This window comes from Kitasatospora sp. NPDC051170 (genome assembly GCF_044455705.1).
GTDB lineage: Bacteria > Actinomycetota > Actinomycetes > Streptomycetales > Streptomycetaceae > Kitasatospora.
In genome coordinates, this window is sequence record NZ_JBITFA010000024.1 from 83,466 (window position 1) to 98,061 (window position 14,596).

General features: G+C 71.8%; 13 protein-coding genes and 5 tRNA genes. 6 read left to right on the top strand and 12 right to left on the bottom strand.

Annotated features, from left to right (window positions below; genetic code table 11):
• The first annotated feature begins 125 nt into the window (after nucleotides 1-125).
• Both cofC and ACIBCA_RS34810 read left to right on the top strand, forming a co-directional pair.
• A complete protein-coding gene (gene cofC, locus ACIBCA_RS34805) occupies nucleotides 126-815 on the top strand; it encodes a 2-phospho-L-lactate guanylyltransferase (protein WP_396287112.1) in 690 nt (229 codons plus the stop codon).
• Between the two features lie 50 nt (nucleotides 816-865).
• Complete coding sequence (locus tag ACIBCA_RS34810; protein WP_396287113.1) at nucleotides 866-1,087, top strand: hypothetical protein; 222 nt, start codon at nucleotides 866-868, stop codon at nucleotides 1,085-1,087.
• A gap of 193 nt (nucleotides 1,088-1,280) precedes the next feature.
• Here ACIBCA_RS34810 and ACIBCA_RS34815 read toward each other — a convergent pair whose 3' ends face one another.
• From ACIBCA_RS34815 to leuC, 4 genes are all read right to left on the bottom strand, one after another.
• Nucleotides 1,281-1,922, bottom strand: a complete 642-nt coding sequence (locus ACIBCA_RS34815; protein WP_396287114.1) for an HU family DNA-binding protein — start codon at nucleotides 1,920-1,922, stop codon at nucleotides 1,281-1,283.
• Nucleotides 1,923-2,055: 133 nt separating this feature from the next.
• Complete coding sequence (locus tag ACIBCA_RS34820; RefSeq protein WP_396287115.1) at nucleotides 2,056-2,403, bottom strand: hypothetical protein; 348 nt, start codon at nucleotides 2,401-2,403, stop codon at nucleotides 2,056-2,058.
• Between the two features lie 182 nt (nucleotides 2,404-2,585).
• Nucleotides 2,586-3,182, bottom strand: coding sequence for a 3-isopropylmalate dehydratase small subunit (gene leuD, locus ACIBCA_RS34825; protein WP_396287116.1), 597 nt, complete (start codon nucleotides 3,180-3,182; stop codon nucleotides 2,586-2,588).
• A gap of 3 nt (nucleotides 3,183-3,185) precedes the next feature.
• A complete protein-coding gene (leuC, locus tag ACIBCA_RS34830) occupies nucleotides 3,186-4,607 on the bottom strand; it encodes a 3-isopropylmalate dehydratase large subunit (RefSeq protein WP_396287117.1) in 1,422 nt (473 codons plus the stop codon).
• 177 nt (nucleotides 4,608-4,784) lie between these two features.
• On the opposite strand from leuC, the gene ACIBCA_RS34835 reads away from it, so the two are divergent.
• Complete coding sequence (locus tag ACIBCA_RS34835) at nucleotides 4,785-5,498, top strand: IclR family transcriptional regulator (RefSeq protein WP_030306825.1); 714 nt, start codon at nucleotides 4,785-4,787, stop codon at nucleotides 5,496-5,498.
• Nucleotides 5,499-5,656: 158 nt separating this feature from the next.
• On the opposite strand, the gene ACIBCA_RS34840 is transcribed toward ACIBCA_RS34835, so the two are convergent.
• The 8 genes from ACIBCA_RS34840 to ACIBCA_RS34875 form a co-directional block, all read right to left on the bottom strand.
• Nucleotides 5,657-5,731 (bottom strand) — tRNA-Gln (locus tag ACIBCA_RS34840).
• A gap of 50 nt (nucleotides 5,732-5,781) precedes the next feature.
• Nucleotides 5,782-5,854 (bottom strand) — tRNA-Glu (locus ACIBCA_RS34845).
• A gap of 26 nt (nucleotides 5,855-5,880) precedes the next feature.
• A tRNA-Glu gene (locus ACIBCA_RS34850) sits at nucleotides 5,881-5,953 on the bottom strand.
• A gap of 27 nt (nucleotides 5,954-5,980) precedes the next feature.
• A tRNA-Glu gene (locus ACIBCA_RS34855) sits at nucleotides 5,981-6,053 on the bottom strand.
• A 45-nt stretch (nucleotides 6,054-6,098) separates the two neighbouring features.
• A tRNA-Gln gene (locus tag ACIBCA_RS34860) sits at nucleotides 6,099-6,170 on the bottom strand.
• Nucleotides 6,171-6,440: 270 nt separating this feature from the next.
• The gene (gltX, locus tag ACIBCA_RS34865) at nucleotides 6,441-7,940 is read right to left on the bottom strand and encodes a glutamate--tRNA ligase (RefSeq protein WP_396287118.1); all 1,500 of its coding nucleotides are present in this window, start codon (nucleotides 7,938-7,940) and stop codon (nucleotides 6,441-6,443) included.
• A complete protein-coding gene (locus tag ACIBCA_RS34870) occupies nucleotides 7,933-8,733 on the bottom strand; it encodes a fumarylacetoacetate hydrolase family protein (RefSeq protein WP_396287119.1) in 801 nt (266 codons plus the stop codon). The genes gltX and ACIBCA_RS34870 overlap by 8 nt, the downstream gene beginning before the upstream one ends.
• Before the next feature lie 217 nt (nucleotides 8,734-8,950).
• Entirely contained in the window at nucleotides 8,951-9,169 is a 219-nt protein-coding gene (locus ACIBCA_RS34875; protein WP_396287120.1) for a hypothetical protein, read from the bottom strand.
• 650 nt (nucleotides 9,170-9,819) lie between these two features.
• Between ACIBCA_RS34875 and ACIBCA_RS34880 the strand changes: the two genes are divergently transcribed.
• The 3 genes from ACIBCA_RS34880 to ACIBCA_RS34890 all read left to right on the top strand — a co-directional run bounded on the left by ACIBCA_RS34880 (nucleotide 9,820) and on the right by ACIBCA_RS34890 (nucleotide 14,546).
• Complete coding sequence (locus ACIBCA_RS34880; protein ID WP_396287121.1) at nucleotides 9,820-13,536, top strand: nitrate- and nitrite sensing domain-containing protein; 3,717 nt, start codon at nucleotides 9,820-9,822, stop codon at nucleotides 13,534-13,536.
• A gap of 10 nt (nucleotides 13,537-13,546) precedes the next feature.
• The gene (locus ACIBCA_RS34885; protein ID WP_030248297.1) at nucleotides 13,547-13,960 is read left to right on the top strand and encodes a roadblock/LC7 domain-containing protein; all 414 of its coding nucleotides are present in this window, start codon (nucleotides 13,547-13,549) and stop codon (nucleotides 13,958-13,960) included.
• Nucleotides 13,961-14,123: 163 nt separating this feature from the next.
• The gene (locus ACIBCA_RS34890) at nucleotides 14,124-14,546 is read left to right on the top strand and encodes a DUF742 domain-containing protein (protein ID WP_396287122.1); all 423 of its coding nucleotides are present in this window, start codon (nucleotides 14,124-14,126) and stop codon (nucleotides 14,544-14,546) included.
• Nucleotides 14,547-14,596: the final 50 nt, after the last annotated feature.

A 14,596-nucleotide genomic window follows, 5' to 3' on the forward strand; every position in this document is an offset into this window, starting at 1 on the left:
TCGCCCGCACGATCACCGGCTGTCGAGCGACCGCGCCAACCCGCGTGGCGGGCGTGATCAAACGCACGTCCGCACAGCTCGGACGGCCTGGCGAGGGCTCCGGGACCGGCGTCACAATGACGCCGATGACCCAGGACACCGTACGCCCCAGCGAGCCCGTCGCGCCCGCCGCACCCACCGCCGGATGGTCGCTGGTGCTGCCGCTCAAGCCCCTGGCACTGGCCAAGAGCAGACTCGCCCCGTACGCCGGGCCGCACCGGGCCGGCCTGGCCCTGTCGTTCGCCCTCGACACCGTCTCCGCCGCGCTGGCGACCCCGGGCGTCGGCCGCGTCCTGGTGGTGACCACCGACGCGCGCGCCGGTGAGCGGCTGGCCGGGCTCGGCGCGGTGGTCGTCGCGGACGAGCCGGGCGGCGGCCTCAACAGCGCGCTGACGCACGGCGCCACGGCCGCCAGGGCGCTCGCCCCCGACGCGCCGCTGGCCGTCCTCTCGGCGGACCTCCCGGCGCTGCGCCCGGCCGAACTCGCCCGGGTGCTGGGCGCGGTGCCGCCGCAGGGCCGGGCCTTCCTGCCCGACTCCCCGGGCCTGGGCACCACCCTGCTCGCCTGCTCCCCCGGCCACCCGCTCTCCCCCGCCTTCGGGGACGGCTCACGGGCCCGGCACGCGGCCGGCGGCGCGGTCGAACTCCGTTTGGCGGACGTGGAGTCGGTGCGCCGCGACGTCGACACCGGGACGGACCTGGGCGAGGCGGCCACCCTCGGCCTGGGCCCCCACACCCGCCCGCTCTTCGCCCGGCTGGCCGGGGGCCGCGTGTAAGGGGACCGGACGTCAGGGGACCGGGGAAACCGGCTCGCTATGCTGCTCGCATGCAGGCCACCGCGTTCACCTTCGACCCCGCCACCCGGGCCGGCTCCGTGCTGCTCGACGACGGGACCCCGGTGCCGTTCGACGCGGCCGCCTTCGACGCCGGGGGCCTGCGGCTGCTGAGGCCGGGCCAGCGCGTGCGCATCCGTACCGAGGGCGAGGGCGAGGCCCGCCGGGTGGTCTTCGTGACGCTCCAGACCTTCCCCGACCCGGCCGATCGCTGACGCCTTTCGCGTTCCCACCCATTCGGCGCCGCGGTCCCGTACCCGGCACATGCCCCTGGCATCCACACGCCGCGTAATCCTGACTAAGCGCCCGGAAATCGAAAGAGCCGCGGCGCCCGGTCTCCGCTATTCGCGGAAGGGGGTCGCCGCGGCTCTTCGAGCCGAAGACCGTCCGAGGACGGCCGCGCGGGACTTACTTGGCGGAGGTCTTGCGCGCGGTGGTCTTGCGGGTGGCGGTCTTCTTCGCCGGAGCCGTCTTCTTGGCCGTGGCGGTCGCCTTCTTGGCGGTGGCCGTGGTCTTCTTGGCGGCGGCCGTGGTGGTCGCCTTCTTCGCGGCGGCGGCGGTCTTCTTGGTCGCCGTGGCCGTGGTCTTCTTGGCGGCGGCCGTGGTGGCCGTCTTCTTCGCCGCGGTCTTCTTGGTCGCGGCCGGGGCGGCGGCAGCGGCGGAACGCTTGGTGGCGGCGCGCTTGGCGGCCGGCGTGGCGGCGACGCCGGTCTTGCCCGGGGTGAGGGAGCCCTTGGGGGCCTTCTTCACCGAGGGGCCTTCCTTCGGCAGCTTCTTGCTGCCGCTGACCAGGTCCTTGAAGCCCTGGCCCGGGCGGAAGCGCGGGACGGCGGTCTTCTTGACCTTGACCCGCTCGCCGGTCTGCGGGTTGCGGGCGAAGCGCGCGGAGCGCTCCACCTTCTCGAAGGTGCCGAACCCGGTGACCGAGACCCGGTCACCCGCCACGACGGCACGCACCATGGTGTCGAGCACTGCGTCGACGGCCTCTGCGGCAGCCTTGCGACCACCCAGCTGCTCGGCCACCGCTTCGACAAGCTGAGCCTTGTTCACGTCTTCCCCTTCGGAAACGGGCGCCGGATGATTCCATCCGTTCTTTTCGCACGTTAGGTATGTATCTGCGGACTTTCAATTACCAAACGCGCGAATCACCCTAGTGTCGCAATGGATTTGCGCGTCGGCGACCTCAGTCGAGCGGCGGGTGCCCCTCGTCGAGGTCATGTACAAAGCGACCCAACCGCCGTGCCGCCCCCGGAAGATCGCGCTTGGCGGTCTCGGTGACGATCAGCAGTTGACGGGTGAGAGCGGACTTTGCTTCGGCTGACACGTTCAGCGCATGCACGCGGGCGTGAGCTTGCTTCAACCGCTCGGCCACGAGCGCGTGGAGCGCTGCGACTTCCTGGTCGTCCGGCCCCTCGGCTTGCGCGGAGGTGACGTCCGGCCGATCGTCAATTCGCCGTTCGGATCGCCGGCCCCTGGACTCCTCGGACGCGGGTTCGCCGCCCGCGTACGGAGGTTCATGGCGCCGGTGCATGTACTGATTGTGCCATCTACCCGCAGTTGTACTTGCGCGGGGCCCTCTTCCGCAAAGCCGAATGGGCAATCCGGGGAGGCACCGGCGCTAACTCGTACTCCGCAACGCCGGATGGCCCGGCCCCCCCGAAGGGGAGCGCGGGCCATCCGGTCGATCGTCAGAATGCTTGTTCTGAGGGGAACTCAGGCGACGGGCAGCGTACGGGGCTTGAACGCCGGACGGCGCGTCTCGAACGTGGCGATGTCGGCCTCGTTCTGCAGGGTGATGCTGATGTCGTCCAGGCCGTTGAGCAGCCGCCACCGCACGTTGTCGTCCAGTTCGAAGGGCGCGACGACGCCTTCGGCCCGGACTTCGCGCTTCTCCAGATCAACGGTGATCTCGGCCGAAGGGTCACTCTCGGTGAGCGACCAGAGTCGTTCCACGGTCTCCTGGGGCAGCACGACGGTCAGCAGACCGTTCTTGAGGGAGTTGCCCCGGAAGATGTCCGCGAAGCGCGAGGAGATCACCGCGTGGAAGCCGTAGTTCTGCAGCGCCCAGACGGCGTGTTCCCGGGAGGAGCCGGTGCCGAACTCCGGTCCGGCGACCAGGACGGTGGCGCCCTGGCGCTCGGGCCGGTTCAGGATGAACGACTCGTCCTTGCGCCAGGCTTCGAACAGACCGCCCTCGAAACCGGATCGGGTGACCTTCTTGAGCCAGTGGGCGGGGATGATCTGGTCGGTGTCGACGTTGCTGCGGCGCAGCGGCACGGCCCGGCCGGTGTGGGTGGTGAACTTCTCCATGGCTCATGCCTCCACGGCGATGTCGGCGGTCAGGTCGACCGGGGCGGCCAGTCGGCCCAGGACGGCGGTCGCGGCGGCGACCTGCGGGGAGACCAGGTGGGTGCGGCCGCCCTTGCCCTGCCGGCCCTCGAAGTTGCGGTTCGAGGTGGAGGCGCAGCGCTCGCCGGGGGCCAGCTGGTCGGGGTTCATGCCCAGGCACATCGAGCAGCCGGCGTGGCGCCATTCGGCCCCGGCGGCGGTGAACACCTTGTCGAGGCCCTCCTCGACGGCCTGCAGGGCGACCCGCACCGAGCCGGGGACGACCAGCATCCGCACGCCGTCCGCGACCTTGCGGCCCTCGATGACGGCGGCGGCGGCCCGCAGGTCCTCGATCCGGCCGTTGGTGCACGATCCGACGAAGACGGCGTCGACGGCGACCTCGCGCAGCGGGGTGCCGGCCGTCAGGCCCATGTACGCCAGGGCGTTCTCGGCGGCCAGGCGCTCCTGCGGGTCGGCGAAGTCCTCCGGGTTCGGGACGTCCGCGCCGAGCGGGGCGCCCTGGCCGGGGTTGGTGCCCCAGGTGACGAACGGGGTCAGCTCGTTCGCGTCGATGAAGATCTCGTGGTCGAAGACGGCGTCCTCGTCGGTGGCGAGGGTCTTCCAGTACGCGACGGCGGCGTCCCACTCCTCGCCCTGCGGGGCGTGCGGACGGCCCTCGAGGTAGGCGAAGGTGGTCTCGTCCGGGGCGATCATGCCGGCCCGGGCGCCCGCCTCGATGGACATGTTGCAGACGGTCATCCGGGCCTCCATGGACAGGCTCCGGATCGCCGAACCGCGGTACTCCAGGACATAGCCCTGACCGCCGCCGGTGCCGATCTTCGTGATGACCGCGAGGATCAGGTCCTTGGCGGTGACGCCCTCGGGCAGATCGCCCTCGACGGTGATCGCCATCGTCCGGAACGGCGCCAGCGGCAGGGTCTGGGTGGCCAGCACGTGTTCGACCTGGCTGGTGCCGATGCCGAACGCCAGTGCGCCGAAGGCGCCGTGGGTGGAGGTGTGGGAGTCGCCGCAGACCACGGTCATACCGGGCTGGGTCAGGCCCAGCTGCGGGCCGACCACGTGCACCACGCCCTGCTCGACGTCGCCGAGGGAGTGGATGCGCACGCCGAACTCGGCGGCGTTGCGGCGCAGGGTCTCCAGCTGGACCCTGGACACCGGGTCGGCGATCGGCTTGTCGATGTCGAGGGTGGGGGTGTTGTGGTCCTCGGTGGCGATGGTCAGGTCGGTGCGGCGCACCGGGCGACCGGCCAGGCGCAGCCCGTCGAACGCCTGCGGGCTGGTGACCTCGTGGAGCAGGTGCAGGTCGATGTAGAGGAGGTCGGGCTCGCCCTCCGCCCGCCGTACGACGTGGTCGTCCCAGACCTTCTCAGCGAGTGTCCGTCCCATCGGAATCCCTCCAGCCGGCCGCGTTGCCGGCCTTCTCGTGTCGTCGGGCCCTGTCCACGATGCGGACACTCCGAAGAGGTCCCATCCTGGATGTCTCCCGGGCTGCTGCATCCAGAGTGGCGCTTTTCCCGGAAGATTGAACTTGCGTCTCGCGGACTGAGACTGCAGTCTTAGCGCATGGACAACTCTAGCGGCGTCGGCGTTCTCGACAAGGCCGCTCTGGTGCTCAGCGCACTGGAGTCGGGCCCCGCCACGCTGGCGGGGCTGGTCGCCGCCACCGGTCTGGCGCGCCCCACCGCCCACAGACTCGCCGTCGCACTCGAACACCACCGTCTCGTCACCAGGGACATGCAGGGGCGCTTCATCCTCGGCCCCCGCCTGTCCGAACTCTCCGCCGCGGCGGGCGAGGACCGGCTGCTCGCCACCGCGGGCCCGGTCCTGACCCACCTGCGCGACGTCACCGGCGAGAGCGCACAGCTCTACCGCCGGCAGGGCGAGATGCGGATCTGCGTAGCCGCCGCCGAGCGGCTCTCCGGCCTGCGGGACACCGTCCCGGTCGGCAGCACCCTGCCGATGAAGGCCGGCTCGGCCGCCCAGGTCCTGCTGGCCTGGGAGGAGCCCGAGCGGCTCCACCGCGGCCTCCAGGGCGCCCGGTTCACCGCCACCGCGCTCAGCGGCGTACGGCGGCGCGGCTGGGCCCAGTCGATCGGCGAGCGGGAGCCGGGCGTCGCGTCCGTCTCCGCGCCCGTGCGCGGCCCCTCCAACCGCGTGGTGGCCGCCGTCTCCGTCTCCGGCCCGATCGAGCGCCTGACCCGCCACCCGGGCCGGCTGCACGCCCAGGCCATCATCGAGGCCGCGAACCGGCTCACCGAGGCGCTGCGCCGCAGCTGAGCGGCGAACTCTCCCCCACCCACCCCCTCCCCCACGGAGAAGGCCCCGCTCGGATGCGAGCGGGGCCTTTCGCGGTGCTTCCACGCGTCCGCGCGGAGAGTACGTACAGGGGGTGCGGGAAAAGCAAAAAGGCCCCGAACCGGGGCCTTTCCAATTTCTGGCTGGGGTACCAGGACTCGAACCTAGACTAAATGAACCAGAATCACTCGTGCTGCCAATTACACCATACCCCAACACAAAGCAAGGGCCGATGGGAACCGCCCACCGGCTTCATGCTCTGGAGTACCCCCGACCGGATTCGAACCGGCGCTACTGCCGTGAGAGGGCAGCGTGCTAGGCCGCTACACAACGGGGGCTTCCTGTCGGTTCCTCGCGGAACCAGTACCCCCGACCGGATTCGAACCGGCGCTACTGCCGTGAGAGGGCAGCGTGCTAGGCCGCTACACAACGGGGGCTTTCCAGGCGATCCCTTGCGGGACCAGTACCCCCGACCGGATTCGAACCGGCGCTACTGCCGTGAGAGGGCAGCGTGCTAGGCCGCTACACAACGGGGGCTTGATCTTCAGTTGTTGCCGTCCGGCCGTCACCGACCGTACTGCGCTGGGGTACCAGGACTCGAACCTAGACTAAATGAACCAGAATCACTCGTGCTGCCAATTACACCATACCCCACCAGAGTTGAACCCCTGCGGGCCCTTCTCGAGCGTTGCGCCTCTCGTTCGGTCCCTTCCGAGGGGCTTTCGTTCCCTCGTCCGTTCCCTCCCGGGCGGCGCAGAAAGAACATTACCCGACGTCTGCCCTGGCTCCAAAATCGATAACCCCAGGCAGCGGCCCGGAGGCCGGAAGATGGCCTCCGGGTGCGCCGAGGGCCCGGCACCTGGCCGGGCCCTCGGGCGTACTCGGGCGCGCTCGGACGCGCCCGGACGCGCTCCGGGAGGCGGTTCAGGCCGCCGGCAGGGCGTCCAGGGCGGAGCGCAGGCGGCGCAGCGTCTCGGGGCGGCCCAGCAGCTCCATCGACTCGAACAGCGGCGGCGAGACCCGGCGGCCGGTGACGGCCACCCGCAGCGGCGTGAAGGCGAACTTGGGCTTGATGCCCAGGCCCTCCACCAGCGCCTCGCGCAGCGCGGCCTGGATCGGCTCCGGGGTGAAGTCCCCGAGCTCCTCCAGTGCCTTGACGCTGGCCTCCAGGACGGGGCGGGCGTCGGCCGTCAGGGCCTTGGCCGCGTCGTCGGGGTCGACGGCGAAGTCCTCGGGCGCGACGAACAGGAAGCCGGCCATGTTGACGATCTCGCTCAGCACGACCATCCGCTCCTGGGTGAGCGGCGCCACCTTGGCGAGCAGGTCGAGCTGCTCGGCGCTCGGCTCGGCCGGCAGCAGGCCGGGGGCCTGGAGGAACGGCACCAGGCGCCGGACGAAGTCCTCCGGGGCCAGCCGGCGGACGTGCTCGGCGTTGATGGCCTCGCACTTCTTCAGGTCGAAGCGCGCCGGGTTGGAGTTCACCTTGGCGATGTCGAAGGCGGCGACCAGCTCGTCCATGTCGAACAGGTCGCGGTCCTCGGCGAGCGACCAGCCCAGCAGGGACAGGTAGTTGAGCAGGCCCTCGCGGATGAAGCCGGCCTCGCGGTACATGTTGAGCGACGCCTGCGGGTCGCGCTTGGAGAGCTTCTTGTTGCCCTCGCCCATCACGTACGGCAGGTGGCCGAAGTGCGGGGTGGTGCCCGCGCCGACGCCGATCCCGGCCAGGGCCTCGTACAGCGCGATCTGCCGCGGGGTGGAGGAGAGCAGGTCCTCGCCGCGCAGCACGTGGGTGATGCCCATCAGGGCGTCGTCCACCGGGTTGACCAGGGTGTACAGCGGGGCGCCGTTGGCGCGGACGATGCCGTAGTCCGGCACGTTCTCCGGCTCGAAGGTGAGCGTGCCGCGGACCAGGTCGTCGAAGGAGATGGTCTTGTCGGGCATCCGGAAGCGCAGGATCGGCTCGCGCTTCTCCAGCTTGTAGACCGCGACCTGGTCCTCGCTCAGGTCCCGGCAGTGGCCGTCGTAGCCGGAGGGCTTGCCGGCGGCGCGGGCGGCCTCGCGGCGGGCGTCCAGCTCCTCGGTGCTGCAGTAGCAGTGGTAGGCGTGGCCGGCCTCGTGCAGGCGCCTGGCGACGTCGGCGTAGATGTCCATCCGCTGCGACTGGCGGTACGGCGCGTGCGGGCCGCCGACCTCCGGGCCCTCGTCCCAGTCCAGGCCGAGCCAGCTCATGGCGTCGAGCAGCTGGTGGTACGACTCCTCGGAGTCGCGGGCGGAGTCGGTGTCCTCGATCCGGAAGACCAGCTTGCCGCCGGTGTGGCGGGCGTAGGCCCAGTTGAACAGGGCCGTGCGGACCATCCCCACGTGGGGATTGCCGGTCGGGGAGGGACAGAAGCGAACCCGGACGTCCGGGTCAGTGTTAGCCACGCTTGATCACCTTGTTGGTGAGAGTGCCGATGCCTTCGATGGAGACGGCGACCTCGTCGCCGACGTTGAGCGGGCCCACCCCTTCGGGCGTGCCGGTGAGGATGACGTCGCCGGGCAGCAGCGTCATGGCCTCGGAGATGTGGACGATCAGCTCGGCGACCGAGCGGACCATCCGGGAGGTGCGGCCGCTCTGGCGCAGCTCCCCGTTGACCGTGGTGGTGAGGGCGAGGTCGGCCGGGTCCACGTCGGTCTCGATCCACGGGCCCAGCGGGCAGGCGGTGTCGAAGCCCTTGGCCCGGGCCCACTGGCCCTCGCGCTTCTGGACGTCGCGCGCGGTGACGTCGTTGGCGCAGGTGTAGCCGAGGATCACCTCGGGCACCCGGTCCAGCGGCACCTCGCGGCACATCCGGCCGATCACCACGGCGAGTTCGCCCTCGAACTGGACGTCCGAGGAGAACGGCGGGTACGCGATGCTCTCGGTCGGGCCGATCACGGAGGTGGAGGGCTTGAAGAAGGTCAGCGGGACGTCGGGGACGTCGTTGCCCAGCTCGGCCGCGTGCGCCGCGTAGTTGCGGCCGACCGCCACGATCTTGTTGGGGAGCATCGGGCTCAGCAGCCGGACGTCCTGGAAGCGGTAGCTCTCGCCGGTGGGCTGGGGCTGGCCGAACGGGTGGCCCGCCAGCGCGTGGACGACCAGCGACTCGGGCTGGGAGGGATCGCCCTCCACCACGCCGAAGGAGACGCTGCCGGCGGCAGGGCTTCCTTCCCGAACGGAGAACCTGGCAATGCGCACGGCTGGGACACCCCTAGCTTCGTTCGGCCGCCCGGAGCGCTCCCGGGCGCTGGTGGGCGCCCCGCCCGAGGTGGGCGCGGCCCCGTCAATCGTCGTCCAGGCTATCGCGCCGGGCCTGGGCCGACCGCTTTGCCCCTGTTCGGCGGCCACGTCCGGACATGCGCGAGGGCGCCGTCGCCGGTTGTCGTGGCGGCGGCGCCCTCGGGCCGTACGAGCGTCAGTCGCGCGGGGTCACGACCGGGGCGACCATCAGCTGGACGCGGCGCGGGTTGGCGGTGTTGGCCGGCAGCTCCGTCGCGTAGGTGAGGACGTCCTCGGGCTTGCGGGCGCCCGGGATCGAGGCGAAGTCCTCGACCGAGGCCAGGGTCGTCCGGCGCGGGTTCGCCGTGGGGCGGCTGGACAGCGTGGACGTGGTGGCCTTCTTCGCCAGGGACATCGAGTGCACCTCGGTGGTCGCGGCCGGACGGATCGCGGGGATCTCGGCACCGGCCTGAGTGATTCCGAAAGGTTCCGAATGGTTCGGAGGGGTTCTGGGCAGGCTGATCGAGGCCGTGCGCCGGAGACAGCCAGGGTACGAGATCTCATTCCACAGAGACCGTGACCAAAGCTACACATTAGTCTGTGAGTTTGCTCACAAATTCGTCCGCAAAAGCCGGATTCCAGACATTTCGTCGCAACGGAAATTCCCGGCGAACTTCGCATTCCGGACATCTCCACAGGTCTATGAATCTTTTCGATCTCCCGCCCGCTTGGCATGTATCAGGCGAGTGTCCGAAAAAGGCGGTATTCCGGTCCGGTTACCGCACAGTCTGTGAAACGTCGCACGCGGTCGGTAGTGCCGGCCGCCGAGTTCCGGCGGCCCTTGTTGGGATTCCCCGGCTGTGCTGGAATGCCACGGACCGTGGGTAGGGAGAAGTCCACCCCGGTGACCCGCACGCCCGGACCGGCCGGGACGCGGATGGAAACTCGACACCGTCCAGGCCGTGGCGACGCGGCGGGACGCCCGGTCCAGAGGTTGCGACGCCAGTGCAGGGACGTTTCAAAAGGGGTAGGGGCGCCGCGGGCAACCCGGAGTCGCACGAGCCCGTGGCTGCCCCTCAGCAGGCGGCGGCCCCCGGAGGCCCGGACGGGCCGACCGTGCCCGAGGCGCCCGGCAAGCCGGAGGGCGAGGGCCGCGAGCGCACTCGCGACAAGCTCCGCACCACTCTGACCAGGCGCCGCGCCACCGGTATCAACCGGCTCGCGATGCGCAACTGGCGCATCCGCACCCGCCTGATCGCGCTGCTCGCGCTGCCCGTCCTGGTCTCGCTGGTCCTCGGTGGCCTGCGCATCCAGAGCTCGATGCAGAACTCGCAGCAGCTCGCCCAGATGGCCAACCTCTCCGACCTGGCCAAGAAGGCGACCAACCTCGCGGACGCCCTGCAGACCGAGCGCGACATCAGCGCCGGCCCGATCACCCGCGACCCCAGCGCCCCGCTGGACGACGACATCGTCACGGCCCGCAAGGCCACCGACGACCTCAACCGCGCCTTCACCGCCTCCTCCGACAAGTTCGAGAACCTCGAGCTCTCCGGTGGCAAGGCCCTGCTGTTCCAGATCCGCAGGGACCTGAACTCCATCTCCGAGGCGCGCAACACGCCGTACCAGAACAACCAGAACATCCAGTCGACGATCACCGCGTACGACGTGATCATCCGAGACCTGCTGGGCCTCACCCAGGACATCGCGCTCGCGTCCAACAACAAGGACCTGGTCGTCGCGACCCGTGCGCTCCAGCAGTTCTCGCTCGCCAAGAACGTCACCTCGCAGCAGCGCGCCCTCGTCAGCGCCGCGCTCGCCAACCCCAAGGGCCCCGACCTCAGCGCGAGCGACGAGTCCTTCGGCATCCGCCTGCGCACGTCCTACGACAACGCGCTCATCGGGTTCAACAACATCTACACCGCGCACGACCTCGACAACCTGCGCGGGCAGCTGAGCTACAACAACGTCGTCGCCGACGCCGACCGCTACGCGCGCTCGATCCTCCAGGTCAACGGCATCCACCAGACCGACCCGGTGACGTTCAAGGAGTGGTACGAGAAGGCCAGCGCCAAGATCACCGCCGAGCGCCGGATCGAGTCCAAGCTCCTGGAGAACCTCGACGGCAAGGCCCAGGACCTCCAGGCCCAGGCCGACACCGACGCGCTGATCATCGCCGCCGCCGTCGCCCTGGTGCTGCTCGTCGCCCTCGGTGGCGCCGGTCTGATCGCCCGCTCGATGGTGCGCTCGCTGACCAGGCTGCAGGCCGCGGCCGAGGACGTCGCCGAGCGGCGACTGCCCGAACTCGTCAAGACGCTCTCCGAGAGCGACCCCCACGACGTCGACACCACCGTCGAACCCGTGGCCGTCGACTCCACCGACGAGATCGGCCACGTGGCCCACGCCTTCGACATGGTGCACAGCGAGGCCGTCCGCCTCGCCGCCGAGCAGGCCCTCCTGCGAGGCAACATCAACGCGATGTTCACCAACCTCTCACGCCGCAGCCAGGGCCTCATCCAGCGCCAGCTGTCGCTCATCTCCGAGCTCGAGAGCCGCGAGGCCGACCCGGACCAGCTGGCCAACCTCTTCAAGCTGGACCACCTCGCCACCCGCATGCGCCGCAACGGCGAAAACCTCCTCGTCCTCGCCGGTGAGGACCCGGGCCGCCGCTGGACCAGGCCCGTCCCGCTGGTCGACGTGCTCCGCGCCGCCGCCTCCGAGGTGGAGCAGTACGAGCGCATCGAGCTCGCCTCGGTGCCCTCCGCCGAGGTCGCCGGCCGCGTCGTCAACGACCTCGTCCACCTCCTCGCCGAGCTGCTCGAGAACGCCACCTCGTTCTCCAGCCCGCAGACCCGCGTCCGCGTCACCGGCCACGCGCTGCCCGACGGCCGCGTGCTCGTCGAGATCCACGACACCGGCATCGGCCTGAGCCCCGACGACCTCGCCGAGATCAACGAGCGCCTCGCCAACCCGCCGACGGTCGACGTCTCCGTCTCCCGCCGCATGGGCCTCTTCGTGGTCGGCCGCCTGTCCCTGCGACACGGCATCCGCATCCAGCTGCGCCCGAGCGACTCCGGCGGCACCACCGCGCTGGTCATGCTCCCGGTGGACGTCACCAACTCCGCCGAGCGCCGCGGCGCCGGCCGCCCCGGCGACGCACAGGCCAAGCAGCAGCGCGGGATCGCCCCGACGCCGCGCCAGCAGCGCCAGATGAGCCCCGGCCAGGGCGGCCCGGCCGCGCTGGCGCAGGGCCCGGCCGGCAACGCCCCGCAGAACGGGCGTCCGCAGCTCGGCCAGGGCGGCCCCGCCGCTCCGGCGGCTCCGGGTGCTCCCGGCGGTCCGGGTGCTCCGGGTGCTCCGGGCGGCCGTCCCGGCGGGCTGCCGACCCGGCAGGTCGGCCAGTCGCTGCGCGAGACCCCCGCGTCGCAGGGCCAGCAGGGCCAGCAGGGTCCGGGCCGTCAGGGCCAGCCCCAGGGCCAGGGCCGTCCCCCGCAGGGACGCCCGGCGCCGCAGCGCGGTCCCGGCCGCCAGGGCCCGCCCCAGCAGTCCCCGCAGCAGGCTCCGCAGGCCGGCCCGAACGGCCTGCCCCGCCGCGGTGCCCAGCCCAACGGCCCGCAGCAGAACGGCCAGCCCGGCCAGCCCGGCCAGCGCCCCGGCCCGCAGCAGCCCGGTCAGGGCCCGCGCACCGGCGAGCAGCCCCAGCACGGCCGCCCCGGCGCGCCGCAGCAGGGTGCCCGCCCGGGCGAGCGCCCGCAGGAGGGTCTGCCGCAGCGCCGCCCCGGCGCCCAGGGCCCGGCCCAGCAGGGCCCCGGCGCCCCCGGCCGTCCCGGTCCGCAGGGCCCGCAGGGTCCCCAGGGCCCGCGCCGACCGCAGCGCCCCGGCCCGGACGCGCCGCAGCGCGACCGTCAGCCCCAGCTGCCGCAGCAGCAGGCCCAGCCGCTGCCGCCGGCCGAGCCGGCGCCGGTGGAGAGCACCCAGCAGTTCGCCCGTCCGCGCTTCGAGGCCAGCCAGATCGACCCGCGCGACCCGCTGGGCCTCGGCCTGGTGGAGCCGGTGCTGCCGAACGTCCCGCACCCGGGCCGTCCGGAGCCGGTGCGCCCGGAGCAGGTCCAGCAGCCCGCCCCGCAGCAGCCCAACCCTGAGCAGTACCGCCGCCAGGAGCCGATGGCGCTGCCGACCGGGCCCTCCGAGGGCACCGGCGAGCAGCCCTGGCAGCCGGAGCAGGCACGGCCCCGCCCGTACCAGCCGCGCCGGCCCGGCACCTCCTCCCCGGCGTTCCAGCCGGACCAGGCGCCGCAGGCCCCGCAGCAGCAGCGCCGGCCCCAGCCCCAGGCGCCGCAGGCCCAGCAGCAGGCACCCCAGCAGCAGGCACCGCAGCAGCAGGCCCAGCAGCCCGCCGCGCCGCAGGAGTTCCAGCAGCCGGGCCCCGACGACGCTCCCTGGCGTCCGTCCGCCAACGACGAGCGCTGGCGCCGCGCGGAGCAGGTGCGCGAGCCCTCGACCAGCGGCGTCACGCTGTCCGGTCTCCCCCGGCGCACGCCGCAGGCCAACCTGGTCTCCGGCACCGCCGAGGCCTCGCCGATGACCGGCCCCCAGGTCTCCCGCGCCCCCGAGGAGGTGCGCGGCCGCCTGACCAACCTGCGCCGCGGCATCCAGCAGGGCCGCCGGGCCGGGGCCGAGCAGGCCGCGGGTCAGCCGGGTGTTCAGCATGGTGCCCAGCAGGGCGGATTCGATAGTTTCGGTGGCCGGAGCGACGGCAACGGCGCAGATCACCAGGAGCGTTGAGTTGATTCAGATGAGCCAGGCCGCACAGAACCTGAACTGGCTGATCACCAATTTCGTGGACAACACCCCCGGGGTGTCCCACACCGTGGTGGTCTCCGCGGACGGCCTCCTGCTGTGCATGTCCGAGGGCTTCCCCCGGGACCGCGCCGACCAGCTCGCCGCCGTCGCCTCCGGCCTCACCTCCCTCACCTCCGGCGCCAGCCGGATCTTCGAGGGGGGCGAGGTCAACCAGACCGTCGTCGAGATGGAACGGGGCTTCCTCTTCCTCATGGCCGTCAGCGACGGCTCCGCCCTCGCCGTCCTCGCCGCCCCCGACTCCGACATCGGCCTCGTCGGCTACGAGATGGCCCTGCTCGTCGACCGCGCAGGAGCCGTCCTCACCCCCGCACTCCGCGCGGAACTCCAGGGCAGTCTCCTGCACTGATCCGGCTCCGCGCGGCCGTACCACCCCGCCCCACCCGACGCCGGGCCCGACCCGACCGAGCCCGGCGCCTCACCCTCAGCTACCCTCAGGCAGCTGATCCCGCCTCAGCTGGCATCGCCCCAGCTGGAACCGGCTGCCCCAGGCTGCAGCACAAGGAGGATCCATGACCCCGCCCTCGACACCCGGCGGCCCGTACGGCAACGGGTACGGCAGCGGCTACGGCGGGCAGTCCGACGGCTACGAGCAGCAGCCGCTGGTCCGCCCGTACGCGATGACCGGTGGCCGCACCCGTCCGCGGTACCAGCTCGCCATCGAGGCCCTGATCTCGACCGTCGGTTCGGCCGACCGGACGGGTGGGCTGCTGCCCGAGCACGCCCGGATCGTGAACCTCTGCCGTGAGGTCAAGTCCATCGCGGAGATCTCCGCCCTGGCCGGCGTGCCGCTCGGTGTGGCGCGCATCCTCGTCGCCGACCTGGCCGAGGCCGGTCTCGTCGCCATCCACCAGCCCGCCGCCGCGGGCGAGTCGGGCGGAACGCCCGATGTCACGCTGCTCGAAAGGGTCCTCAGTGGACTTCGCAAGCTCTAACGCTGCCGCCTCCACCCGCGCCACCACCTCCGCGAAGATCGTCGTCGCGG

What these genes read in the sequence shown, in the direction of transcription:
- cofC (WP_396287112.1), top strand. Translation starts at nt 126, where the DNA reads ATGACCCAGGACACCGTACGCCCCAGCGAGCCCGTCGCGCCCGCCGCA.
- ACIBCA_RS34810 (WP_396287113.1), top strand. Translation starts at nt 866, where the DNA reads ATGCAGGCCACCGCGTTCACCTTCGACCCCGCCACCCGGGCCGGCTCC.
- ACIBCA_RS34820 (WP_396287115.1), bottom strand. Translation starts at nt 2,403, where the DNA reads ATGCACCGGCGCCATGAACCTCCGTACGCGGGCGGCGAACCCGCGTCC.
- leuD (WP_396287116.1), bottom strand. Translation starts at nt 3,182, where the DNA reads ATGGAGAAGTTCACCACCCACACCGGCCGGGCCGTGCCGCTGCGCCGC.
- leuC (WP_396287117.1), bottom strand. Translation starts at nt 4,607, where the DNA reads ATGGGACGGACACTCGCTGAGAAGGTCTGGGACGACCACGTCGTACGG.
- ACIBCA_RS34835 (WP_030306825.1), top strand. Translation starts at nt 4,785, where the DNA reads ATGGACAACTCTAGCGGCGTCGGCGTTCTCGACAAGGCCGCTCTGGTG.
- ACIBCA_RS34875 (WP_396287120.1), bottom strand. Translation starts at nt 9,169, where the DNA reads ATGTCCCTGGCGAAGAAGGCCACCACGTCCACGCTGTCCAGCCGCCCC.
- ACIBCA_RS34885 (WP_030248297.1), top strand. Translation starts at nt 13,547, where the DNA reads ATGAGCCAGGCCGCACAGAACCTGAACTGGCTGATCACCAATTTCGTG.
- ACIBCA_RS34890 (WP_396287122.1), top strand. Translation starts at nt 14,124, where the DNA reads ATGACCCCGCCCTCGACACCCGGCGGCCCGTACGGCAACGGGTACGGC.